This is a genomic window from Streptomyces sp. NPDC058985 (assembly GCF_042740985.1).
GTDB lineage: Bacteria > Actinomycetota > Actinomycetes > Streptomycetales > Streptomycetaceae > Streptomyces.
Map to the genome: position 1 here is coordinate 81,063 of NZ_JBHYJX010000001.1, position 23,510 is coordinate 104,572.

Here is a 23,510-nt window from a genome sequence, read left to right on the forward strand (position 1 = left end):
GATACAGCCCCGCGCCCCTCAGTGGGTCACCTGAACCGGAATGCCTTCATGAGCCGCAGACTGCGGCTCATGAAGGCCGCGTACTTCTCGTCGTCCATGCCCAGCGAGGGGGCCATCGGCAGCAGGCGCTGGTGGGCGACGGTCTGCGACTCGGTGTACTTGAGGATGCCCTCGGAGCCGTGCCGGCGGCCGAGTCCGGACTCCTTCATGCCGCCCATCGGCGACTGCACGCTGCCGTAGGCGGAGGCGTAGCCCTCGTTGATGTTGACCGTGCCCGTGCGCAGGCGGGCGGCGACCTCGCGGCCGCGGCGGGCATTGTTGGTCCAGACCGACGAGTTCAGGCCGTACGGCGTGGCGTTGGCGCGGTCGACGACCTCGTCCACGTCGGAGAAGCGGTACACGGAGACCACCGGGCCGAAGGTCTCCTCGCAGCACAGGGTCATGGCGTCCGTGACACCGTCGAGGATCGTGGGCTCGTAGAAGTACGGGCCGACGTCCGGCCGCGCCACACCGCCGGCGACGATCCGCGCCCCCTTGGCGACGGCGTCCTCCACGTGCCGCTTGACCGTCTCCAGCTGGTGGCCGCTGACCAGCGACCCCATGTCCGCGCCGTACGCCAGGGCGCTGCCCAGCCGCATCGCGCGGGTGCGGGCGGCGAAGCGGTCGAGGAAGGCGTCGGCGACCGACTCGTGGACGTAGAGCCGCTCGATGGAGACGCAGAGCTGGCCGGCGGAGGAGAAGCACGCGCGCACGGCGCCCGCCGCCGCCTTCTCGATGTCGGCGTCGTCCAGGACCAGCATGGCGTTCTTGCCGCCGAGCTCCAGCGAGACGCCGACCAGCCGGTCCGCGGCGACGGTCGCGACCTCGCGGCCGGTGCGGGTGGAGCCGGTGAAGGACACGTAGTCGCCGTGCTTGACGACCTCGGGTCCGATGACCGGGCCGACGCCGATGACGGCCTGGAGGACGTCGGCCGGCAGCCCGGCCTCGATCAGCAGGTCACGGGCCCACAGCGCGGTCAGGCAGGACTCGGTGTCCGGCTTCATCACGACCGCGTTGCCCGCGACGAGGGCGGGCAGGGCGTCGCCGACGGACAGCTCGAACGGGTAGTTCCACGGCACGATCTGGCCGACGACGCCGCGCGGGTGACGCAGTTCGGTGACCTTCGTCAGGGTCGGCACGGCGCCGGTGTGCCGCTTGGGCCGCAGGTACGCGGGCGCCTTGCGGCCGTAGTGCCGGGCGGCGACGGCGACGGCCTGGACCTCCTCGTGGGCGTGCAGCCTGGCCTTGCCGGTCTCCAGCTGGATGAGGTCGAGGACCTCGGCCTGGCGCTCCAGGACCAGGTCGTGGAAGCGCAGCAGCACCGCGGCGCGCTGCCGCAGCGGGGTGCGCGCCCACACGGCCTGGGCGGCGCGGGCCTGCTCGAAGGCGCGGGCCACGTCCTCGGGCGTCGACTCGGGCAGGTCGGCGAGCTTCTCGCCGGTGAAGGGCGAGTGGTTGGCGGTGCGGCCGGAGCCGGCCACGCCCTTGGTGAGCTGGGCGACCAGCTCGGGCGTGACCACGTCGGCAGCGGTGCGGGCGCCCTCCGGGGAGGGGGCGAGGGGATTCGTGCCGGTGAGTTCCGGGGCCTGCGCGTCCGTCATGAGCCGCAGGGTATGACGCCGCGGGGCCTTTGTGTACCCGTCGGTAACGGGGATTCACCGAGTACTCACACGACGCCAGTGATCGCTGGCACAAACCCGCTGATCAGGGCTTTGCGACCGTCCAGTTGGCGACGACCGTGCGCGCGATCTCCTTTCCCTCGTCGGCGAAGTAGCCCTTGCGGGGATAGTCGATCCACACCTTGTACATGTCGCCGTTGCCCGCCCGGTAGTAGACGATGTGGAACTCGCGTTCCCGGGGGCTTTCCGAGTCCGTTGTCGTGTACTGGATGGTGTTCTCGGCGGCCTTGCCGCCCTGGGACTCGGTCTCGCTGGGCTCGCCCCTGGGGGCGGGGTCGTCGGCGAAGTCGTAGGAGTACTCGCCGTCCTTGAACGTGTCCCAGTCCGCCCAGGCGCCCGCCATGGCGGTGTCCGGGATCTGGTCCTGCTTGTCGTCGGCCTTGATGTCGCGGTCGACGAAGACGGTGACCGCGCCGCTGGGATCGGTGAACCTCTCGTTGGTGCCGTCCCAGTCGGTCTCGCGCTTCTGCCGCACGAACTCGGCGGGCAGGCCGACGCTCATCCCGAGCCTGGCGTCGAGCTTCTGCTCCTTCCAGCCCTCGGGCAGCGGCCCCGCGAAGGGGTCCGCGACCACCAGGTACGACGCCACCGCCGCCGCGACGACCGCCGCGCCGAGGGTGATCCAGGCGTTGCGGCCCAGCCGGACGCTCCACCGGGACGCCGGCCCCGACGGCCCGTCCGCCGCGGCGACGCGCACGACCTGGGTGGGCGGTGGCGCGGGCGGGTTGGCGGCGGCGTCCAGCAGGCCGCGCACCCGGGCGGCGTCCGGGCGGCGCGCCGGGTCCTTGTCCAGCAGGGCCGTGATCACCTCGGCCAGCGGGCCCTGCGCGGCGGCGGGCGCCGCGGGGGTGGCGTTGAGCACCGACTGGAGCGTGGCGGGGGTGTTGCTGCGGCGGAAGGGCGAGACGCCCTCCGTCGCCGCGTACAGCACCACGCCCAGCGACCACAGGTCGCTCGCCGGGCCGGGGCGCTGGCCCAGCACCCGCTCCGGGGCGATGTACTCGGGCGAGCCGACGAAGCCGCCGGTGTCGGTCAGGCTGGTCTCGCCCTCGATCTGGGCGATGCCGAAGTCGGTGAGGACGACCCGGTCGTGCCGGCCGAGCAGCACGTTGTCCGGCTTCACGTCCCGGTGCAGGATGCCGGCCGCGTGCGCGGCCTCCAGCGCGCCGAGCACCTCCAGGCCGATGCGGGCGGCCTCGCGGGCGCCCAGCGTGCCCTCCTGCAACGCGTCGCCCAGCGAGCGGCCCCGCACCAGCTCCATCACGATCCACGGCTGGCCGTCGACGACCGCCACGTCGTGCACGTTGACCACGCCGGGGTGGTCGAGCCGGGCGGCGGCGCGGGCCTCGCGGCGCATCCGTTCGAAGGCGTTGTCCCGTTCCCGCTCGGGCAGGTGATCGGGTACGCGGGGTTCCTTGACGGCCACCTCGCGGTCCACGGTCTCGTCCTGCGCCCGCCACACCGTGCCCATGCCGCCGTGTCCGAGCTTGCCGAGCAGCCGGTAGCGGCCCGCGATCAGACGCCCGGCACCCGGGTCCTGCGCGGCCGGGGGCTGCGCGGACGGCGTCTGGGCGGACGGAGTCTGGGCGGGAGGTGAACCCGGCTGCGACGGTACGACCGACGGTACGACCTGGGTGGGTGCCGCGTACGGGTTGCCGGGATGCGGCACGGCGACGGGCTGGTTCGGTGGTTGCAGGCCAAAACTCGTCGGCTCGTCCGACCCCCTGCGGGGTCCCCCGTTGCTGCTCATGGGTCCATCCATATCGCGCCGGACAAGCCCGTATCCACCGCGGGTGCACGGTGGTCACAGACCCGTGACGCGCGCTGCCGCTTATCTCCCCTTTAGGTGTGATGCGGGGGACTCGTGGGCGGACGGAGCGCCGGACGGGGACACCGAGGGGGACGCGGGATCCGTCGTCGGTGTCGCGGGCGCCGAGCTCGTGGGGGCGCCGCCCCCGCCGTCGTCGCCGTCCACGAGCAGCACCGCCGCCGAGATGCCCGCGCCGGCCGCCGCGACGACCAGCAGCACCGCCATGAGCACGCTCCGCTTCATCCGCCGGGCCTCGCGGGCCGCCGCCGTCGCGGGAGTGCGGCCGGTACTCAGGTAGAGGCGCAGCATCCGGTCCGCCTCCGCCGCGTCCAGCCGCCGTCGCGGATCGCGTTCCAGGAGGCCCCGGACGACGGGGAGGAGCGGTCCGGTCTGGGCGGGCGGATGGATCTCCTCGGTGACCACGGCGTGCAGGACGCCGCCGAGCGAGTCGCGGTGGAAGGGGGAGGTGCCGCTGAGGATCGCGCACAGCAGGACGCCCAGGGACCACAGGTCGGACTCCGGTCCGGTCCCGGCGCCGGACATCCGCTCCGGCGCGGTGTACTCGGGCGAGCCGACGAAGGAGCCGCTCTCGGTGAGGGTGGTGGCGCCCGCGACCTGGGCGACGCCGAAGTCGGTGAGGACGACCCGGCCGTCCTCGGCGATCAGCACGTTGGACGGTTTCACGTCCCGGTGCAGGACGCCGGCCGCGTGCGCGGTGCGCAGGGCGTCGAGCAGGGCGATGCCGATCCGGGCGGCCTCGCGGGGGCCGACGGGGCCGCGGGCGACGACGCGGTCCGCGAGCGAGCCGCCGTCGACGAGTTCCATGACCATGTACGCGCGGGCGTCGTCCTCCACGACGTCGTGCACGACGATGACGTGCGGATGCCGCAGCTGCGCGACCGCGCGGGCCTCGCGCAGGGTGCGCTCGCGGCGCCGCCTGGCCTCGGCGGCGGACAGGGTCTCGTCCAGCGGCAGCGCCTTCACGGCCACCTCGCGGACGAGCAGTTGGTCGGTGGCCCGCCACACGATGCCCATGCCGCCGCTGCCGAGCCGCTCATGGAGCCGGTAACGGCCCGCGATGACACGCCCGCCGGCCCCCTCGGTCACCATGCGTCCCATGATGCCCCACCGGACCGGACGCCTCCGCGCGGCGGCCACCCGGGTGGCCGACAACCGACGGGTGCGCGAGTGCCGTTGGGGCGGCTCCCGGCGGGTGTCCGGCGCCGCGCGGTGCGGGTCTCAGCCCGTCCGCTCCTGCCAGCTCTGCAGCACCGACCTGAACTGCCGCTCGGTGGTGGGCCAGTCGTCCGCTGGCCCCGACATGTTGAGGGCGTACTCGACGCCGTCCCGGGAGATGTACGTGTGCGCGACGGCGCGGCGCGGGCCGGGGAAGGGGGTGTCCTTGGCCAGCGCGGTCCAGGTGTACTCCCACCTGGCGCTGTCGCGGTCGCGGTAGGTGCCGCGCTCCAGGGTGACCCGCCGGTAGTCGACCAGCCGCTGGAGCTGGACCTCCAGATCGAGCTGGTGCGCGTGCGGGTCGTTGTAGTCGGGTGCGGTGTCGACGGATACGCGCAGGAGGTGCTTGCCGCCGTCGGGGCTGTAGTCGGCCTGCTTGAGTTCGCCCTCGGCGTCGAAGGCCTCCCGCTGCCAGTTCTCGGGCAGGTAGAGGCTGAAACCCAACGGGTCGTCGCGGCGCTTCCAGTTGTCCGGGACGGACCCGCCGGGGCCCTTGTCGTCGGTGGGGGACCCCGAGGGCGTGGTGGGCGAGGAGGACGTCGGCCCGCTGGGCTCCGGGCCGGCCTCCGTGCCGCCGCCTTCGCGCTGTTGCAGCAGCACGGCGGTGCCCGCGCCGATGAGCGCGGCGACGGCGACGACCAGGGCGACCGTGCGCAGACGGCCCTGCCGACGGCGCCGGGGGCCGGGGGCTCCGGACGGCGCGGCGTGCGGGTGGCCCGGCGGTACGGTCCCCGGCGGCACGGCGCCCGTCCCGTACGCCTGTGCCGTGTGGCCCGTCGCGGGCTGGCCGACGGCCGCGGTGGGGCCGGTCACCGGCGGGTAGGGCGTCGCGGTGGGTGTGCCCGCCGTCCCGTGGTGCAGGGTGTCGCCCTGCCGCACCGGGCCCGTGTGCCGGGTGGTCGGCACGTACGCCTGGGCCGCGTCCGGCCGCCGTCCCTCGGCCGCCTGGGCCAGCAGGTGCTCGGCCTCGGTCGCGTCGGGCCGCGTCTCCGGGTCCTTGCGGAGCAGGGCGCTGATGACCGGCGCGAGCGGGCCGGCGTACCGGGGCTCGGTGGCCTCCTCCTCGACCACGGCCTGCATGGTGGTGAGCGGTGAGGTGCGGCGGAACGGCGATCTGCCCTCCACCGCCGTGTACAGCGTCGCGCCGAGCGCCCACAGGTCGGAGGCGGGGCCGGGGTCGTGGCCGCGCACCCGCTCGGGCGCGAGGTAGTCGACGGAGCCGACGACCTCGCCGGTCCGGGTGATGGTGGAGTCGCCCTCGATCTGCGCGATGCCGAAGTCGGTGAGCAGGACGCGGCCGTCGTCGGCGAGCAGCACGTTGCCCGGTTTGACGTCGCGGTGCAGGACGCCGGCGGCGTGCGCGGCGCGCAGGGCGCGCAGCACCCACAGGCCGACACGGGCCGCCTCGCGCGGCTCGACCCGCTCCTGCTCCTTGACCGCGTCGGCCAGCGAGCGGCCCTCGACCAGCTCCATCACGATCCAGGGCCGGCCGTCGTGTTCGAGTACGTCGTGCACGGTGACGACGGCCGAGTGGTTGATCCGCGCCGCCGCGCGCGCCTCGCCCCGGGTGCGTGCCAGGAGGATCGCCTGGTCGCTCTCGGAGACGTAGAGGGCGGCGGTCAACTCCTTGATGGCGACGGTCCGGTTCAGTACCTCGTCGTGTGCGCGCCACACCCGGCCCATGCCGCCGCTGCCGATGGCGTCCCCGAGCCGGTAGCGGCCCGCGACGAGCCGGCCCTGCATCTGATTCACGTTGCCCCGCAATGGTCTTGTCAGGGCCAGACTAGGGACCGGTCCCCTCCCGGGGAACGGCTGGGGTCCCATGGAAACCGCTCTGTGACGGTTGTCGCTTTCCGTGACGGGAGGCAACCATCGGGGCGAACTGCGGTCAGCGCGTGTACTGGTAGGTCGCCGAGGCCTGTTCGAACAGCCGGCTCACCTCGTCCCGCTCGGCCTCCGGACCCCGCACCTGCACCACGTGGTAGCGGCCGTCGATCAGGATGGCGACGTTGCGCACGAACAGCTCGCCGCCCGCGCCGGTCCAGGTGAACTGGCCCTCCGCCATGGTCCGTCCGCCGACCTCGATGGTCTTCAGCCCGCTGGAGGTGGCCCAGCTGGAGGCGCGGTAGGAGGCCAACTCGGGCTCGCCGTCGCGCTGGTAGACCATCGGGTCGTCGCCGAACTCGGAGGTGCGGTCGCGGCCGGGCACGACGAGCAGCTCGAAGTCGCCCTTGCTGTATACGACCTGACCGCTGCCGTTGCGGGGGGTGCGGTCCCAGTCCTCGGCGACGGCGACGCGGAAGCCCTCCGGGTCCTTGCGCAGGGTGAACCCGTCGGCGACGTTCGACTGCGTCTCGGTGGAGCCGCCGTCGGTCTCCGAGCCGCCGGGGGTGGAGTCCGGGGACGTCTGCTCGGGCCGGGGCTCGCTGCTGACGTCCGGTGACCCGGCGGGCGGCGCCTGGCTCGCGTCGCCGGCGGTTCCGGTGCGGTCGGCGGCGCCGGAGTCGCGCGTGTCGCTCTTCGGCAGGAAGAACATGGCGTACGCGATGGCTCCGGCCAGGGCGAGCAGTATCAGCAGGAGCAGGGTCCGGCCGAGGCTGCGCGGCGAGCGGGCGGGTTCCGCGCGGCCCCGCTTGTGCCGGCCGTGGTGCGCGGGCAGTCCGGCCCGGCGCCGGCGCACCAGCTCGCCGCGGCGGCGCACGATGGGCAGCCGGCTGTGGCCGGTCTCGGCGGGCGGGGCCGAGATCACGTGCAGGCCGGCCTCGGGCTCGGGCGCGGAGCGCACGAGGGAGCGCAGCCAGCCGCGCAGTTCCTCGAAGTCGATGCGCTCGGTGGGGTCCTGACGCAGCAGGGACTCCACGACCGGCCGCAGCGGGCCGCACTCCTCGGCGAACGCGGGGGGCTCCGCGCACACGATCTGCACCAGCTCGGCGGTGGACTCCTCGGGGTAGGGGGCGTACCCCTGTACGGCGCGGTAGAGCAGCGCGCCCAGCGCCCACAGGTCGGTGGCGGGGCCGATGGGCGCGGCCAGCTGCCAGTTCTCGTGCACCGGCCCGGCCTGCTCGGGCGCCCACCGCTCGGTCACCGGCCCGACCACGGCCATCCGCGTCTGCCGGGCCCGCTCGGCGGCGAGCGCGGTGGCGGGCCCGCGCGGCGCGGCGGTACGGGCGACGAGGTCGTCCCAGCGCCCGGAGGCCACCGGCCCACCCTCCTGCGGCGGGACGGTGTACCCGGCGGTGTCCGCCTGCCGGGGGGCGGGGGGCAGGCCGCGGCCGGGGGCGGCCGGATCGCCGGGGGTGCGGGGGGCGTGGGGTGCCGGGTCACCGGGGAGACGGGGCGCGGGGGTCGCCGGGTCACCGCCGAAGCGGGGCGGGGCGGATGCCGGGTCGCCGCCGAGACGGGGTGCAGGAGCCGCCGGGTCACCGCCGAAGCCGGGCGGGCCCGATGCCGGGTCACCGCCGAAGCCGGGCGGGCCCGATGCCGGATCACCGCCGAGACGGGGTGCAGGAGCCGCCGGGTCACCGCCGAAGCCGGGCGGGGCCGATGCCGGATCACCGCCGAGACGGGGCGCAGGAGCCGCCGGATCACCGCCGAAGCGGGGCGGGGCGGATGCCTGGTCGCCTCCGGTGCGGGGCGTGGCACCGTGCCAGGCGGTCGCGCGTACGCCGTAGGGGTCGGCGATCCGCCCGGGCGGGGTGTCCTCGGCGGGCCGGTCCGCGGGGGCGGTTCCGTAGGGGGACCCGGGTCCGGTGGCTCGGGAGGACCAGCCCGGGTCCGCCTCGCGCCGGGGCTCGTGGCCTTCGGCGCCTTGGCCCTCGGCGCCCTGACCCTCGGCGCCCTGGCCCTCGGCGCCCTGACCCTCGGCGCCCTGGCCCTCGGCGCCCTGGCCCGAGGAGTTCACGCCGTACCCGGACCCCTCGAAGCGCGGAGGCGGCTCCTCGCCCGCAGCGGGGGCGGGCGGGTGCGGCGGGCGGTCGGTTCCGAGGGCGTACGGGGCGCCGAGCCCCGGGTGTCCCGGGTCCTGGCCGGGCCGGCCGGTCCCGGGGCCCTGGTGCGGCGGGCGGGCGCCGGCCTCGTCGGGGGCCGGGCGGGCTCCCGGGAGGGCGGCGCGGCCGTTCTGGGCCTCCTGGACGCGGGCGGCGGCCCGGGCCCCGGCGCGGTACGCGGCGATCGCTCCGGCGCGGGCGGCGCGGATGTCGCCGCTGGTGTCGAGCTGCGCGGGTGCGAGCCCGGCGGGTGCCCCCGGGCCCACGGCCCCGGGCACCGGCAGCCCGCCGACACCCCGGGCCTCGATGGCGGCCCGCCGGGCGGCCTCCGGATCGGCGCCACCGGGACCGAGGATTCCGGAGTCACCGGAACCCAGGATTCCGGCCCGCGCTCCGACCGGCCCCGGCGTCCCGGGCCCGGCGCCGCCCGGGCCGGGCACACCGCCGCCGGGGCCGAAGGTCCCGCCTGGGTCGAGCGGGCCGGGGGCGGGGTCCTCGTCGGGCGGCGGGACCGGGTCGTACCCGCACAGCGCCTCCTCCGCCGCCCCGACCGCCAGGCCGGTCAGCATCACCCGCCCGTCGTCGCAGACCAGCACGGTGCGCGCGGTGATGTTGCGGTGAACCCAGCCGTAGGTGTGCAGCACCCGCAGCGCGAGCAGGATGTCGGAGGCCACCTCCGCCGCGCGGTAGGGCGTCAGCGTCTGCTCGGCCAGGAGCGCGGCCAGCGGCCTCGCGGCGACCAGCTCGCTGACGATCCACAGCGAACCGCCCTCGGCGAACACGTCGAAGACCTGATCGAGGCGCGGGTGGTCGGGAACGGCGGCGGCGGCCTGCGCGGCCTCGACGGCCCTTCGCACCACGGGGTCGGCCGGCCGCCGGATGCCGGTGCTCCCGCCGGAGGTCCGCCTGCCGGGGTGCCGGACGCCGCCGTCACGGGACGTGAAGCCGTCCGGCAGACCGTCCGCGTCGAGCACCTCGGCCTCGACGACCTCCGGCAACGGGACCTGCCGGACCAGGACTTCCTGGCCGCTGTACGTGTCGAAGGCCCGGCTCTCGGTGAGTTCGTACTCGTCGGACGGCGGCAGGGGCAGGCGGTAGCGGTCGGCGAGCACCCGTCCCGCATAGTCGTCCACGTCGCCACCCCCGGCAGCCCGTCGGTCAATTCCGTTCGCCCGGCGGGCCGTTCCGGCTGCGTACGGTCCGCAAGCACTCACGATACGTGCCGGAGGCAACCCGCAAAGAGCTGATGCCAGATATCGGGCCGCTCAAACCCGAGGCCGTCCGCTCAGGACTTGGGTTCGAAGGACTTCGTCAGGGTCCGCCAGGTGTTCCGGCGCAGGTCGTCGTCCCAGTCGTCGGCCTTCGCGGTGTACATGAGCGCGTAGCCCTGGTGGTCGTTGACGACGAACCCCCGGTCCACGGTGCGGTACTTGGTGCCGCCGTCGGTGTAGGTGAACTCCCAGTCGGCCGCGTTCCAGCCCCGGTAGCCCACCTTCTCTATGCGGATCTTCTGGTACTGCGAGCGGACCATGTACCGCTCCTGGTTCTCCCAGTCGGCGACCGGGTCGCTCTTGGGGGTGGAGGTCCAGGCGATCAGCAGCTTCTGCCCGCCGGGGCCGGTGAACCGGTCGCCCGAGGCGCCCGTGGAGGTGAACTTCCAGCCCTCGGGCAGCCCGATGCGGTAGCCCTGGCCGCCCTTGTGGGTGGCGGCCACGTCCTCTTGGTCCTCGGACTCCCGGCCCTCGGACTTCCCGGCGTCCGGGGACCCGCCGTCCGCGTCGCCGGACGCGCTCGCGCCGCCTTCCGGCACGCCGCTCGCGTCACCGTCCGTCGCCGGGTCGGAGGCGGCGCCGTCGGCGCCGGTGCCGCCCTCGTCGTCCTGCTTGGTCTCGCCACTCGGTCCCGCGGAGGCGACGGGCCCGCCGCCGTTGCCGCCCTCGGCCCCCTTCTCGTCGTCGCCGCCGAGAGTGAGCGCCAGCACGGTGCCGAGCACGGCGAGCGCCACGATCACCGCGATGACGATCAGCGTCCGGCGCGGCACCACGTCGGTGAGCGGTGCCCGGGGCACGGGCCTGGCCGGCAGGTCCGGCGGCGGCACGACGGGCCATCCGGAACTCCGCTTGCCACCGGGAGCGTTCCCGCCCTGCGAGCCTGCCCCCGAACCCTGCGCCGATCCCGTGGCGGCGGCCGTACCGGACGCGGCGGCAGAGGACGCGGCGGCAGAGGACGCGCCCGCCGTGGAGCCGGAGTCCGCGCCGGCCCCGGAGCCCGTACCGCCCTGCCTGCTCCGCGAGGCGGCGGCCGCACCGGCCGCACCCGCCCCGACCGCGGCCTTGCGCACCGAGCGCAGCGCCCCGCGCAGCCGCTCTCCGGCCTCCTCGGCCCGCTTGCCGCCGGCGCCGCCACCCCGGCGCGTCCGCTCGTCCGGCTGGGGCGGGATCGGTACGACCTTGGTGGCTTCGGCCGGATCGATCTCGTCGGCGGCGGGCGCGTGGATGACCTTGGTCAGCATCGCGCGGGCGCCGGCGTCGTCGAGCCGGTGGGCGGGGTCCTTGTTGAGCAGCCCGTAGATGACGTCCCGCAGCGGGCCGGCGTTCTTCGGCTCCTCCAGGTTCTCCGTCATCACCGCGGTGAGCGTCGCGATCGCGGAGCCCTTGTCGTAGGGCGGGGTGCCCTCCACGGCGGCGTAGAGCAGCCCGCCGAGCGACCAGAGGTCGGCGGCCGGTCCGGGCTTGTGGCCGCGGGCGCGCTCCGGGGAGATGTAGGAGGGGGCGCCGACGAGCATGCCGGTGGAGGTGATGGACGGGTCGCCCTCGACCTGGGCGATGCCGAAGTCGGTGAGCACGACCCGGCCGTCCTCGGAGATCAGCACGTTGGACGGCTTCACGTCGCGGTGCAGGATGCCCTCGCGGTGCGCAGAGCGCAGCACGTCGAGGACGGCGAGGCCGACCTCCGCGGCGCGCTTGGGCTCCAGCAGACCGTCCTCACGGATGGCCTCGGCGAGCGACTTGCCCTCGACGAGTTCCATCACGATCCAGGGCCGGTCGTCCTCCTCGACCACGTCGTAGACGGTGACGGCGCCGCTGTCGCGGATCCGCGCGATCGCCTTGGCCTCGCGCAGCGTGCGCGTGATCAGGCGCCGCTTCTCCTCCTCGTCGATGTTGCCCGGGAACCGCAGCTCCTTGACGGCGACCGTGCGTCCCAGGGTCTCGTCCTCGGCCCGCCACACCGTCCCCATGCCGCCGCGGCCGAGCACGTCTCCCAGCCGGTAACGCCCGGCGAGGAGACGTGCGCTCTTGTCCGTACGGGGTGTCCCCGCCCGCTCCGCGTCCGACATGCGTCCCCTCATGCAACCCGCCCTGACAGAGCCTTCATTGTCCCTCACGCGACAAGTGCTCGACGCCCAGGGTGCCACGGGGGCCCGGGGGGCGCGGGGGACGGTCCGTGCGGCGGGCCCGGGGGGTCCGGCCCGCCGCCGCGGACGCTACTTGGGCACGATGTCCGGCGCCCCCAGCCGGGCCGCGTCGGCCGTCAGGTCGTCCGGCTGGCGCTGCGACTCCCGCTCGGCCTCGACCCGCTTCTCGTAGTGCTGGACCTCGCGTTCGGCCTGGTCCTTGTCCCAGCCCAGCACCGGTGCCATCAGCTCGGCGGCCTCACGGGCGCTGCGTGTCCCACGGTCGAAGGTCTCGATGGAGATGCGGGTGCGGCGGGTGAGGACGTCGTCCAGGTGCCGTGCGCCCTCGTGCGAGGCGGCGTAGACGACCTCGGCGCGCAGGTAGTCGTCGGCGGCGTGCAGCGGTTCGCCCAGCGAGGGGTCGGCGGCGACCAGTTCCAGCACCTCCTCGGCCAGCGACCCGTACCGGTTCAGCAGGTGCTCCACGCGCACCACGTGCAGGCCGGTGCGCGCGGCGATCCGCGCCCGCGCGTTCCACAGCGCCTGGTAGCCCTCGGCGCCGAGCAGCGGGGTCTCCTCGGTGACGCTGTCGGCGACCCGCAGGTCGAGCCCGTGCACCGCCGCGTCCACGGCGTCCTTGGCCATCACCCGGTACGTCGTGTACTTGCCGCCCGCCACGACGACCAGGCCGGGCACCGGGTGCGCGACGGTGTGCTCGCGCGAGAGCTTGCTGGTGGCGTCGGACTCGCCGGCCAGCAGCGGCCGCAGCCCGGCGTAGACCCCCTCGACGTCGTCGCGGGTGAGGGGCACCGACAGCACCGAGTTGACGTGCTCCAGGAGGTAGTCGATGTCGGCGCTGGAGGCGGCCGGGTGGGCCTTGTCGAGGTCCCAGTCGGTGTCCGTGGTGCCGATGATCCAGTGCCGCCCCCAGGGGATGACGAAGAGCACGGACTTCTCGGTGCGCAGGATGAGCCCGGTGGTGGAGTGGATGCGGTCCTTGGGCACGACGAGGTGGATGCCCTTGGACGCCCGGACGTGGAACTGGCCGCGCTCGCCCACCATCGACTGGGTGTCGTCGGTCCACACCCCGGTCGCGTTCACGATCTGCTTGGCGCGGATGTCGTACTCGCCGCCGGCCTCGACGTCCTGCACGCGCGCGCCGACCACGCGTTCGCCCTCGCGAATAAAGGAGGTGACCCGCGCGCGGTTGGCGACCTGGGCGCCGTACGCCGCGGCGGTGCGCACCAGGGTGGCCACGAACCGGGCGTCGTCCATCTGCGCGTCGTAGTACTGGAGCGCGCCGACCAGTGCGTCCTTCTTCAAGGCGGGTGCCACCCGCAGGGCGTGAGAGCGGCTCAGGTGACGGTGCGTCGGCAGGCCCCGGCCGTGGCCGCGGGCCATGGACATGGCGTCGTAGAGCGCGACACCGGAGCCCGCGTACAGCCGCTCCCAGCCCTTGTGCTGCAGCGGGTACAGGAACGGCACCGGCTTCACCAGGTGCGGCGCCAGCCGTTCGAGCAACAGGCCGCGCTCCTTCAGCGCCTCCCGGACGAGCGCGAAGTCGAGCATCTCCAGATAGCGCAGGCCGCCGTGGATCAGCTTGCTGGACCGGCTGGAGGTGCCCGAAGCCCAGTCCCGCGCCTCGACCAGGCCGGTCGACAGGCCGCGCGTCACGGCGTCCAGCGCGGTGCCGGCGCCGACCACGCCGGCGCCCACCACCAGTACGTCCAGTTCGCGCTCGGCCATGGCCGCGAGCGACTCGGCGCGCTGCGCCGGCCCCAGTGTCGCTGTCCTCACTGCTGCCTCCCGCTGTGGTCGCGTCGGCCGCACCCGTCGGGCGAAGCCCGTCTCCTGGTACCCACCATGCCCAGATTCTGTCCGGCCTGCCCGACATCGGCCGCCGCACGCCCTCAGCCTGTGGACGACTTCCCCCAGGTCACCGTCGAGACTCACCCGAAACGAGGCAGATCAATCCCACAAATCGGTCATATTTACTCCTAGTCTGACGTTGTGCTCGCCCATCCTGTCCACCGGGCTTGCGCACCTGTCCCGCTTCGGCTACTGGGAAGGACGGCCCACGCCATGCCCGCAGATCTCGCCGTCATCGGACTCGGCCCGTACGGCCTGCCCCTGGCCCAGGCCGCCGTCGCCGCCGGCATCCCCACCCTCGGCTACAAGACCGGCCCCGAGGCCGGCCCCCTCTCCCCCGCCGAGCTGCGCCGGATGCTCGCGGCGGGCTTCCGCACCGCCGCGGGTCCGGCCGAGGTGGGCCGGGTGCGCACCGCGGTCATCTGCGCGCCCACCCCGCCGGCGCCGGACGGCGGCCTGGACCTCACCCAGGTCGAGGCCGCGGCCCGCACGCTCGCCGCCCACATGCGCCCGCACACCACGGTGATCCTGGAGTCGCCGGTGCGGCCGGGGACCACGGAGGAGTTCCTGCGCCCGATCCTGGAGCAGGGCTCCGGGCTGCGCGCGGGCCGCGACTTCCACCTCGCCTACTCCCCCAGCCGCGTCGACCCCGGCAACCGCGACTTCACGCCGGCCAACACCCCGAAGGTCATCGGCGGCCTCACCCCGGCCTGCACCGAGTCGGCCGCCGCCTTCTACGGCCGCCTCACCGACAAGGTGGTCCGCGCGCGCGGCCCCCGCGAGGCGGAGACGGTACAGCTCCTGGAGACCAACTTCCGCCACGTCAACATCGCCCTCGTCAACGAGATGGCCGTCCTCTGCGACGACCTCGGCGTCGACCTGTGGGACGTCCTGCGCTGCGCCGAGACCAAGCCCTTCGGCTTCCAGGCCTTCCGCCCCGGCCCCGGCGTCGGCGGCCACTCCGTCCCCCAGGACCTGACCGGCCAGGCCCCCCACAGCCTGCGCATGGTGGAGGTCGCCCAGCGGGTCAACTCCCAGATGCCCCGCTACGTCGTCCAGCGCGCCGCCGCCCTCCTCAACGAGCACGGCAAGTCCGCGCGCGGCGCCCGCGTCCTGCTCCTCGGCGTCACCTACAAGGCCGACCTCGCCGACCAGCAGGCCACCCCGGCCGAGGAGATCGCGACCCGCCTCATGGGGCTCGGGGCCGCCGTCAGCTACCACGACCCGCACATCCCCTCCTGGAACGTCGCGGAGCGCCCCGTCCCCCGCGCGGACTCCCTCTACGAGGCCGCCGCCGACGCCGACCTGACGATCCTCCTCCAGCAGCACCGCACGTACGACCTCCAGGGCCTGTCGGTGAAGGCCCAGCTCCTGCTGGACACACGCGGGGCGACGCCCACGGGCGCGGCGCACCGGCTCTGAGCGGGGCCGGACAGGCGAGAAGGGGCCCGGAGCGACTGCTCCGAGCCCCTTCTCTACGCCGTCCGGGTGACTACCGCCGGTGCTGCGAGTCCGCGACGGTGACCTCGACCCGCTGGAACTCCTTCAGCTCGCTGTAGCCGGTCGTCGCCATCGCGCGGCGCAGCGCCCCGAAGAAGTTCATCGAGCCGTCCGGGGTGTGGGACGGGCCGGTGAGGATCTCCTCTATGGTGCCGACCGTCCCGAGGTCGACCTTCTTGCCGCGGGGCAGCTCCTCGTTGACGGCCTCCATGCCCCAGTGGTTGCCCTTGCCCGGCGCGTCGGTGGCGCGCGCCAGCGGGGAGCCCATCATCACGGAGTCGGCGCCGCAGGCGATGGCCTTGGGCAGGTCGCCGGACCAGCCGACGCCGCCGTCGGCGATGACGTGCACGTACCGGCCGCCGGACTCGTCCATGTAGTCGCGGCGGGCCGCCGCCACGTCCGCCACCGCCGTCGCCATGGGCACCTGGATGCCCAGCACGTTGCGCGTGGTGTGCGCGGCGCCGCCGCCGAAGCCGACGAGGACACCCGCCGCGCCGGTGCGCATCAGGTGCAGGGCGGCGGTGTAGGTGGCGCAGCCGCCGACGATGACCGGGACGTCCAGCTCGTAGATGAACTGCTTGAGGTTGAGCGGCTCGTGCGAGCCGGAGACGTGCTCCGCCGAGACCGTGGTGCCGCGGATGACGAAGATGTCCACGCCCGCGTCCACGACGGCCTTGGAGAACTGGGCGGTGCGCTGCGGGGAGAGCGCGGCGGCGGTGACGACGCCGGAGTCGCGCACCTCCTTGATGCGCTGCCCGATCAGCTCCTCCTTGATGGGAGCGGCGTAGATCTCCTGGAGGCGGCGGGTCGCGGTGTCCGCGTCGAGACCGGCGATCTCGTCGAGCAGCGGCTGCGGGTCCTCGTGCCGGGTCCAGAGCCCTTCGAGGTTGAGCACGCCGAGGCCGCCCAGCTCGCCGATGCGGATGGCGGTGGCCGGCGAGACGACCGAGTCCATGGGAGCGGCCAGGAACGGCAGCTCGAAGCGGTAGGCGTCGATCTGCCAGGCGATCGAGACCTCCTTCGGGTCCCGCGTACGGCGGCTGGGGACGACGGCGATGTCGTCGAAGGCGTACGCCCGGCGGCCGCGCTTGCCGCGCCCGATCTCGATCTCAGTCACGTCTGTGGCCTTTCCCTGATGCGTTGCAGCGCCTTCCAGTATCCCCGACGGGCACGGCGGGGCACCGCAGAGGGCGGCCCCGGATGGTCCGGGGCCGCCCTCTGGAGGCTGCTGCCTACTTGCTGCGGCTGTAGTTCGGTGCTTCGACCGTCATCTGGATGTCGTGCGGGTGGCTCTCCTTGAGGCCGGCGGAGGTGATCCGCACGAACCGGCCCTTGGACTCCATCTCCTCGATGGTGCCGGCGCCCACGTAGCCCATGGTCTGGCGCAGACCGCCGACGAGCTGGTGCAGCACGTTGCCCAGCGGGCCGCGGTAGGGCACCTGGCCCTCGATGCCCTCGGGCACGAGCTTGTCGTCGGAGGCCACCTCGGCCTGGAAGTAGCGGTCCTTCGAGAACGACTTGCCCTGGCCACGGGACTGCATGGCGCCCAGCGAGCCCATGCCGCGGTACGACTTGAACTGCTTGCCGTTGATGAACTGCAGCTCGCCCGGCGACTCCTCGCAGCCCGCGAGCAGGCTGCCCAGCATCACCGTGTCGGCGCCGGCGGCCAGCGCCTTGCCGATGTCGCCGGAGTACTGCAGGCCACCGTCGCCGATCAGCGGGACGCCGGCGGGCCGGGCGGCGAGGGAGGCCTCGTAGATCGCCGTGACCTGCGGGACACCGATGCCGGCGACGACGCGGGTGGTGCAGATGGAGCCGGGGCCCACGCCCACCTTGATGCCGTCGACACCGGCGTCGATCAGCGCCTGGGCGCCGTCACGCGTGGCGACGTTGCCGCCGACGACGTCGATGCCGACGCTCGACTTGATCTTCGACATCCAGCTCAGGGCGTTGCTGTTGTGGCCGTGCGAGGTGTCGACGACCAGGAAGTCCACCCCGGCCTCGGCGAGGGCCTGGGCACGGTCGAGCGCCTCGGGGCTGGCGCCCACGGCGGCGCCGACGATCAGGCGGCCCTCCGCGTCCTTCGCGGCGTGCGGGTACTGCTCGGCCTTCACGAAGTCCTTGACCGTGATCAGGCCCTTCAGGACACCGTCGCCGTCGACCAGCGGAAGCTTCTCGATCTTGTGGCGGCGCAGCAGCTCCATGGCCTCGACGCCGGAGATGCCGACCTCGCCGGTGACCAGCGGCATCGGCGTCATGACCTCGCGCACCCCGCGGGAGCGGTCGCTCTCGAAGGCCATGTCGCGGTTGGTGACGATGCCGAGCAGCCGGCCCGCGTCGTCGGTGACGGGTACGCCGCTGATGCGGAACTTGGCGCACAGCGCGTCGGCCTCGGCGAGGGTGGCGTCCGGGTGGATGGTGATGGGGTTGGCCACCATGCCGGACTCGGAGCGCTTGACCAGGTCGACCTGGTTGGCCTGGTCCTCGATGGACAGGTTCCGGTGCAGGACGCCGACACCGCCCTGGCGGGCCATGGAGATCGCCATCCGGGATTCGGTCACCTTGTCCATCGCCGCCGAGAGCAGCGGGATGTTGACCCGCACGTTGCGGGAGATGCGGGACGAGGTGTCGACCGCGTTCGGGAGCACCGCGGAGGCGCCCGGCAGCAGCAGCACGTCGTCGTAGGTCAGCCCGAGTGTCGCGAATTTTCCGGGCACTCCGTCGACGTTGGCAGTCATGACACCTTCCCCAAATGGCCTTGATCGGTGCGGATGTCCATGCTAACGGGAAGCGGACGTGGCTCATTCCACGATCAGGAAGGCCTGCGATCTTCGTAGTTTTGTACGGACAGGTACCGCCGTCCGTTCACAGCGGCAATCGGCGGAGATTACTGCTCCGCCAGCGCCCGCAGTCGACTCAGCGCCCGGTGCTGGGCGACCCGCACGGCACCGGGTGACATTCCCAACATCTGGCCGGTCTCCTCGGCCGTGAGTCCGACCGCGATGCGCAGCAGGAGCAGCTCCCGCTGGTTCTGGGGCAGGTTGGCGAGCAGTTTCTTGGCCCAGGCGGCGTCGCTGTTGAGCAGCGCGCGCTCCTCCGGGCCCAGGGAGTCGTCCGGCCGCTCGGGCATCTCGTCGGACGGGACGACGGTCGAGCCGGGGTGGCGCATCGCCGCGCGCTGCAGGTCGGCGACCTTGTGGGCGGCGATGGCGAAGACGAACGCCTCGAAGGGCCGGCCGGTGTCCTTGTAGCGGGGCAGCGCGAGCAGCACCGCGACGCAGACCTCCTGGGCGAGGTCCTCGACGAAGTGGCGGGCGTCGCCGGGCAGGCGCGACAGACGGGTACGGCAGTAGCGCAGCGCCAGGGGGTGGACATGGGCGAGCAGGTCGTGCGTGGCCTGCTCGTCCCCGTCGACGGCGCGGTGGACGAGCCCACCGACCGTCCCCTGGTCACGGGGCGCCTCGTCGTCACGCATCGGTCCATCGTGCCTTGCGGCCGTCCGATCCGTGGCTCCGTGCCCGCTGTTGTGCACCGAAGCGTTATGAGCAGGTGCGCCGGAACTCATCCCCTGCGCCCTCCCCTTCCGCTTGAACGACTCGTCCCCGAGGAACTCCACACCTCAAGGATGCGTCATCGGCGGCGAAACGAGCAGCGGGCACCCGGCGGGTCGCCTTGCCACCCCCGCTCACCTCGCGATAAGCGGGGAACGTCACCTCCCCGACGGGGCCTTTCCGCGTCCACCGCACGGATGCCGCACCGGGCCTCCACCGCACGGGTGCCCCTAGGGCCTGCTGCGACAGTCCCGTCGTCCGCACGAAGGGCGGGCCGGACGGCGTCAGGTGCGTGCTCTCGGCGTGCCGGGCCTCGGGCCTCGTACGGGAGGTACTCGGCGCAGGGCCCGGTGCGGCGGGAGTGCGTGCGTGGCGTCGCCCGGCAGGCGGGACTTTCGCGGCAGGCCCTAGCGGACCAGGCCCCACCGGAAGCCGAGCGCCACGGCGTGCGCGCGGTCCGAGGCGCCGAGCTTCTTGAAGAGCCGCCGGGCGTGGGTCTTGACGGTGTCCTCGGAGAGGAACAGCTCGCGGCCGATCTCCGCGTTGGACCGGCCGTGGCTCATGCCCTCCAGGACCTGGATCTCACGCGCGGTGAGCGTGGGCGCGGCGCCCATCTCGGCCGAGCGCAGCCGGCGCGGGGCGAGCCGCCAGGTCGGGTCGGCGAGGGCCTGGGTGACGGTGGCGCGCAGCTCGGCGCGCGAGGCGTCCTTGTGCAGATAGCCGCGGGCGCCGGCGGCTACCGCGAGGGCCACGCCGTCCAGGTCCTCGGCGACGGTGAGCATGATGATGCGCGCCCCGGGGTCGGCGGACAGCAGCCGCCGGACGGTCTCGACACCGCCCAGGCCGGGCATGCGCACGTCCATCAGGATCAGGTCCGAGCGGTCGGCACCCCAGCGGCGGAGGACTTCCTCGCCGTTGGCGGCCGTCGTCACGCGCTCGACGCCGGGCACGGTCGCCACCGCGCGGCGCAGCGCCTCTCGGGCAAGCGGGGAGTCGTCGCAGACGAGGACGGAAGTCATGGCCGTCCTCCGCAGCTCTTGCGCGTCACGTTGAGCCTCCAGGCTGGTACGAAATCGTCACCTGTGCGGTCGACCGTCCCGGACGCCCGCCCGAGCACTTGTTCCTTCAACCGCCTCCGCACTCTCAACGATGGTCACTCGAAAGAGTTACGGGGCTGTGTGTCGTCTTCGGCACTCTACGTGAGGGGGCGGCCACACAGCAGACACGCACGTCGGACCCGCGCCGTTTCATCACAACCAGTGCCCCATTTAGCCGCTTTTCTTCCACTTCGGCGGTGTCTGCGGCTAGATTCGCAATGAGTCATATTTTCATCTCCTTAGATCGTAGTTGTACGGTCGTGGATGCTGGGTCGCTGGATCGCCGCATCGCCGCGTCGTCGGGATTCACCCAAATCTCCAACAAGGGGTCACGCAATGGCAGATTTCTCCCGCCTTCCAGGACCGAACGCGGACCTGTGGGACTGGCAGCTCCTGGCCGCGTGCCGCGGGGTGGACAGCTCGCTCTTCTTCCATCCGGAGGGCGAACGCGGTGCGGCACGGAGTGCTCGTGAGAACTCGGCCAAGGAGGTCTGCATGAGGTGCCCGGTCCGCGCCGAGTGCGCGGCGCACGCGCTGGCGGTGCGTGAGCCGTACGGCGTGTGGGGCGGACTGACCGAGGACGAGCGCGAGGAGCTGATGGGACGGGCACGCCACCGCCTGGTGTCGGCGTCGGCGTCCGGACCGGCCGGCGGGGACACGGCCGCCCACCACTGAAGGAACGTTTCTTTCCAGGGGGTCCGAGAACAGGGGTTCTCGGAGCAGCGGTCTCAGAGCAGGGTTCTCGGAGCAGGGGCTACTCAGAGCAGCTGCTTCTCAGAGGGGGTCGGTCCGACGTGCCGCCGTCAGGCGCGCGGCCGCGCGGGCCAGCTCGTCCAGCGTCGCCGCCACCGCGGGCACCTGGGCCAGGTCGGGCAGGCTGAGCGCGACGATCTCCCGCCGCACCGCCGGCTCCAGCGTCACCGTGCGCACACCCCGGGGCCGTACGGACTCGACGGCGAGCTGGGGCAGGACGGCCACGCCCAGGCCGGCGCCGACCAGGCCGACGACGGCCGGGTAGTCGTCGGTCGCGAAGTCGATACGGGGGGTGAAGCCCGCTCCCTCGCAGACCTCGACCAGCTGGCCCCGGCAGCGGGGGCAGCCCGCGATCCAGGACTCCCGGGCCAGCTCCCCGATGGCCACGGGCCCGGCGGACTCCGCGCGGGCCAGCCGGTGGCCGTCGGGGACCAGCGCCACGAGGCGGTCGGTCAGCAGCGGCCGTACGACCAGGTCGTCCCACTCCTCCGCGCCCGCCGCGCCCTCGTAGCGGAAGGCGAGCGCCACGTCGCAGTCGCCCTCGCGCAGCAGCTCGACGGAGTTCGGCGGCTCGGCCTCCTCCAGGGAGACCCGGGTGCCGGGGTGCGCGGCACGCAGGGCGGCCAGGGCGTTGGGCACGAGGGCGGAACTGCCGCTGGGGAAGGAGACCAGCCGGACCCGGCCGGCGCGCAGCCCGGCGATGGCGGCGACCTCCTCCTCCGCGGCCGTGAGCCCCGCGATGATCCCGGCGGCGTGCCTGACCAGCGCCTCACCGGCCTGGGTGAGGCGCATCTCGCGCCCGGTGCGGACGAGCAGGGGGGTGCCGACGGAGGACTCCAGGGCCTTCATCTGCTGGCTGACGGCGGGCTGGGTGCAGCCCAGCTCGCGCCCGGCGGCGGAGAAGGAACCGGTCGATGCCACGGCGCGCAGCACACGGAGATGACGAGCCTCGATCACACCCCCGAGGATAAGTGACCCTTTGACCGAACGACGAATATCGCGTCGACACTTTGATGAGGATTGTCCTACCGTTCGGCCATGAAGCTTCTGTCTGTCAACCTCGGCCGCGCGAAGACCGTGCCGTACACGGACCACCCGGAGGGCGTCACCGGCATCGACAAGCGGCCGGCCGACGGCCCCGTGCGGGTGGCGGCGCCCGGGCCGAAGGGCGTCGGGGCGAGCGGGCTGGCCGGCGACACGGTGTGCGACACGCGTCACCACGGCGGCGAGGACCAGGCGGTCTACGCGGTGGCTCGCGAGGACCTGGACGCCTGGGAACGCGAACTGGGCCGGGCGCTGCCCAGCGGCTCGTTCGGCGAGAACCTCACCACCACGGGCCTGGACGTCTCCGGCGCCCTGATCGGCGAACGCTGGCGGGTCGGTCAGGACCTGCTCCTCGAAGTGACCTCCGGGCGCATCCCCTGCCGCACCTTCCAGGGCCACCTGGGTGAGCAGCGCTGGGTGAAGCGCTTCACGGAGAAGGCCGCGCCGGGTGCGTACTTCCGGGTGGTGGAGCCCGGCGAGATACGGGCGGGCGACCCGGTCCGCATCGTGCACCGGCCCGACCACGAGGTGACGGTGGCCCTGCAGTTCCGGGCGGTCACCACCCAGCGGGATCTGCTGCCCCGGCTGCTCGCGGCCGGCGGGGCGCTGCACCCGGAGGCGCTCGCGCAGGCGCGGAAGTACGTCGCGAGGTACGGCGGCTGACCGCTCCTCACCAGTAATTTCTTCACGCGCTCTTCACTGGTGGCGGGACCGGTGAGCGATCGGGACCTGTCCACCGCGCCCCCTAATCTTGCGCCATGACAACGGCATTGATTACGGGATCGACGGCAGGCATCGGCGCCGCGTTCGCCCGGCGGCTGGCGGCCGACGGACACAACCTGGTGCTGGTGGCCCGCGACACCAAGCGGCTGCGCGAACAGGCCACCGAGCTGCACGACCGGCACGGCATCGAGGCGGAGGTGCTGACGGCCGACCTGTCCACGGACGCCGGCATCGAGGCGGTGGCCACCCGGCTGGGCGAGCGCAGGCACCCCGTCGACCTGCTGATCAACAACGCCGGCTTCGGCAACAAGGGCAAGTTCCTCGACGTCTCCATGGCCGACGAGCTGACCATGCTCAAGGTGCACTGCGAGGCGGTGCTGCGGCTGACCTCGGCGGCGGTGGAGGCGATGCGGGAGCGCGGCCGCGGCGGCGTCGTCAACGTGGCCTCGGTCGCGGCCTTCGTGCCGCGCGGCACCTACGGCGCGTCCAAGGCGTGGGTCGTGCAGTTCACCCAGGGCGTGGCGAAGGACCTGGCCGGCAGCGGCGTCCGCCTGATGGCCCTGGCCCCCGGCTTCGTCCGCACGGAGTTCCACGAGCGGGCCGGCATGGGCACGGACAACATCCCGAACTGGATGTGGCTCGACGCGGACAAGGTCGTCGCGGCCGCCCTGGACGACCTCTCCCGAGGCAAGTCCCTCTCCATCCCGGACCCCCGCTACAAGACCCTGATGGGCGCGGCGAAGCTGGTCCCGCGGGGGATGCTGGGCGGGATCAGCTCACGGACGGGGCGGAAGTACGGGCCGCAGTAGCGGTGGGGGCCGCCTCGTCG

Annotated in this window: 16 protein-coding genes; 4 read left to right on the forward strand and 12 right to left on the reverse strand. The window is 73.5% G+C overall.

Annotation, left to right across the window (positions count from 1 at the left end; genetic code table 11):
- Positions 1-26: 26 nt before the first annotated feature.
- The 7 genes from ACFW01_RS00350 to ACFW01_RS00380 all read right to left on the reverse strand — a co-directional run bounded on the left by ACFW01_RS00350 (position 27) and on the right by ACFW01_RS00380 (position 13,941).
- Entirely contained in the window at positions 27-1,640 is a 1,614-nt protein-coding gene (locus ACFW01_RS00350) for a succinic semialdehyde dehydrogenase (RefSeq protein WP_384501862.1), read from the reverse strand.
- Between the two features lie 103 nt (positions 1,641-1,743).
- Positions 1,744-3,468 (reverse strand): protein kinase, encoded by a 1,725-nt coding sequence (locus tag ACFW01_RS00355; RefSeq protein WP_384501864.1) that lies wholly within the window; start codon positions 3,466-3,468, stop codon positions 1,744-1,746.
- Positions 3,469-3,549: 81 nt separating this feature from the next.
- A complete protein-coding gene (locus ACFW01_RS00360; RefSeq protein WP_384501866.1) occupies positions 3,550-4,638 on the reverse strand; it encodes a serine/threonine-protein kinase in 1,089 nt (362 codons plus the stop codon).
- Positions 4,639-4,767: 129 nt separating this feature from the next.
- Complete coding sequence (locus ACFW01_RS00365) at positions 4,768-6,507, reverse strand: protein kinase (RefSeq protein WP_384501868.1); 1,740 nt, start codon at positions 6,505-6,507, stop codon at positions 4,768-4,770.
- A 145-nt stretch (positions 6,508-6,652) separates the two neighbouring features.
- On the reverse strand, positions 6,653-9,883 hold the full coding sequence (locus tag ACFW01_RS00370) for a protein kinase (protein WP_384501870.1): 3,231 nt from the start codon (positions 9,881-9,883) through the stop codon (positions 6,653-6,655).
- A gap of 152 nt (positions 9,884-10,035) precedes the next feature.
- Positions 10,036-12,087 (reverse strand): protein kinase, encoded by a 2,052-nt coding sequence (locus ACFW01_RS00375; RefSeq protein ID WP_384502120.1) that lies wholly within the window; start codon positions 12,085-12,087, stop codon positions 10,036-10,038.
- 147 nt (positions 12,088-12,234) lie between these two features.
- Positions 12,235-13,941: a glycerol-3-phosphate dehydrogenase/oxidase gene (locus ACFW01_RS00380; protein WP_234955330.1), complete on the reverse strand. Its 1,707-nt coding sequence runs from the start codon at positions 13,939-13,941 to the stop codon at positions 12,235-12,237.
- 285 nt (positions 13,942-14,226) lie between these two features.
- On the opposite strand from ACFW01_RS00380, the gene ACFW01_RS00385 reads away from it, so the two are divergent.
- Positions 14,227-15,435 (forward strand): nucleotide sugar dehydrogenase, encoded by a 1,209-nt coding sequence (locus ACFW01_RS00385; protein ID WP_234955331.1) that lies wholly within the window; start codon positions 14,227-14,229, stop codon positions 15,433-15,435.
- A 70-nt stretch (positions 15,436-15,505) separates the two neighbouring features.
- Here ACFW01_RS00385 and ACFW01_RS00390 read toward each other — a convergent pair whose 3' ends face one another.
- The 4 genes from ACFW01_RS00390 to ACFW01_RS00405 form a co-directional block, all read right to left on the reverse strand.
- The gene (locus ACFW01_RS00390; RefSeq protein WP_161327658.1) at positions 15,506-16,630 is read right to left on the reverse strand and encodes a GuaB3 family IMP dehydrogenase-related protein; all 1,125 of its coding nucleotides are present in this window, start codon (positions 16,628-16,630) and stop codon (positions 15,506-15,508) included.
- 115 nt (positions 16,631-16,745) lie between these two features.
- Entirely contained in the window at positions 16,746-18,251 is a 1,506-nt protein-coding gene (guaB, locus tag ACFW01_RS00395) for an IMP dehydrogenase (protein WP_234955332.1), read from the reverse strand.
- Between the two features lie 149 nt (positions 18,252-18,400).
- Positions 18,401-18,988 carry a sigma-70 family RNA polymerase sigma factor gene (locus tag ACFW01_RS00400; protein WP_114530047.1) on the reverse strand — a complete coding sequence of 196 codons (588 nt, stop codon included), beginning with the start codon at positions 18,986-18,988 and terminating at the stop codon, positions 18,401-18,403.
- 483 nt (positions 18,989-19,471) lie between these two features.
- Positions 19,472-20,083, reverse strand: a complete 612-nt coding sequence (locus ACFW01_RS00405; RefSeq protein WP_003948568.1) for a response regulator transcription factor — start codon at positions 20,081-20,083, stop codon at positions 19,472-19,474.
- 414 nt (positions 20,084-20,497) lie between these two features.
- Between ACFW01_RS00405 and ACFW01_RS00410 the strand changes: the two genes are divergently transcribed.
- A complete protein-coding gene (locus ACFW01_RS00410) occupies positions 20,498-20,836 on the forward strand; it encodes a WhiB family transcriptional regulator (RefSeq protein WP_234955333.1) in 339 nt (112 codons plus the stop codon).
- Between the two features lie 99 nt (positions 20,837-20,935).
- Here ACFW01_RS00410 and ACFW01_RS00415 read toward each other — a convergent pair whose 3' ends face one another.
- Positions 20,936-21,871: a LysR family transcriptional regulator gene (locus ACFW01_RS00415; protein ID WP_234955334.1), complete on the reverse strand. Its 936-nt coding sequence runs from the start codon at positions 21,869-21,871 to the stop codon at positions 20,936-20,938.
- Between the two features lie 81 nt (positions 21,872-21,952).
- On the opposite strand from ACFW01_RS00415, the gene ACFW01_RS00420 reads away from it, so the two are divergent.
- Together ACFW01_RS00420 and ACFW01_RS00425 are read left to right on the forward strand one after the other, a co-directional pair.
- Positions 21,953-22,621, forward strand: a complete 669-nt coding sequence (locus ACFW01_RS00420; RefSeq protein WP_384501874.1) for an MOSC domain-containing protein — start codon at positions 21,953-21,955, stop codon at positions 22,619-22,621.
- A gap of 95 nt (positions 22,622-22,716) precedes the next feature.
- Entirely contained in the window at positions 22,717-23,490 is a 774-nt protein-coding gene (locus ACFW01_RS00425; RefSeq protein ID WP_064729388.1) for an SDR family oxidoreductase, read from the forward strand.
- Positions 23,491-23,510 lie beyond the last annotated feature (20 nt).

Bases quoted from the DNA above. Each gene is read 5' to 3' on its own strand.
- ACFW01_RS00350 (WP_384501862.1), bottom strand. From the start codon at position 1,640: ATGACGGACGCGCAGGCCCCGGAACTCACCGGCACGAATCCCCTCGCC.
- ACFW01_RS00355 (WP_384501864.1), bottom strand. From the start codon at position 3,468: ATGAGCAGCAACGGGGGACCCCGCAGGGGGTCGGACGAGCCGACGAGT.
- ACFW01_RS00360 (WP_384501866.1), bottom strand. From the start codon at position 4,638: ATGGTGACCGAGGGGGCCGGCGGGCGTGTCATCGCGGGCCGTTACCGG.
- ACFW01_RS00365 (WP_384501868.1), bottom strand. From the start codon at position 6,507: ATGCAGGGCCGGCTCGTCGCGGGCCGCTACCGGCTCGGGGACGCCATC.
- ACFW01_RS00375 (WP_384502120.1), bottom strand. From the start codon at position 12,087: ATGTCGGACGCGGAGCGGGCGGGGACACCCCGTACGGACAAGAGCGCA.
- ACFW01_RS00385 (WP_234955331.1), top strand. From the start codon at position 14,227: ATGCCCGCAGATCTCGCCGTCATCGGACTCGGCCCGTACGGCCTGCCC.
- guaB (WP_234955332.1), bottom strand. From the start codon at position 18,251: ATGACTGCCAACGTCGACGGAGTGCCCGGAAAATTCGCGACACTCGGG.
- ACFW01_RS00400 (WP_114530047.1), bottom strand. From the start codon at position 18,988: ATGCGTGACGACGAGGCGCCCCGTGACCAGGGGACGGTCGGTGGGCTC.
- ACFW01_RS00405 (WP_003948568.1), bottom strand. From the start codon at position 20,083: ATGACTTCCGTCCTCGTCTGCGACGACTCCCCGCTTGCCCGAGAGGCG.
- ACFW01_RS00410 (WP_234955333.1), top strand. From the start codon at position 20,498: ATGGCAGATTTCTCCCGCCTTCCAGGACCGAACGCGGACCTGTGGGAC.
- ACFW01_RS00420 (WP_384501874.1), top strand. From the start codon at position 21,953: ATGAAGCTTCTGTCTGTCAACCTCGGCCGCGCGAAGACCGTGCCGTAC.
- ACFW01_RS00425 (WP_064729388.1), top strand. From the start codon at position 22,717: ATGACAACGGCATTGATTACGGGATCGACGGCAGGCATCGGCGCCGCG.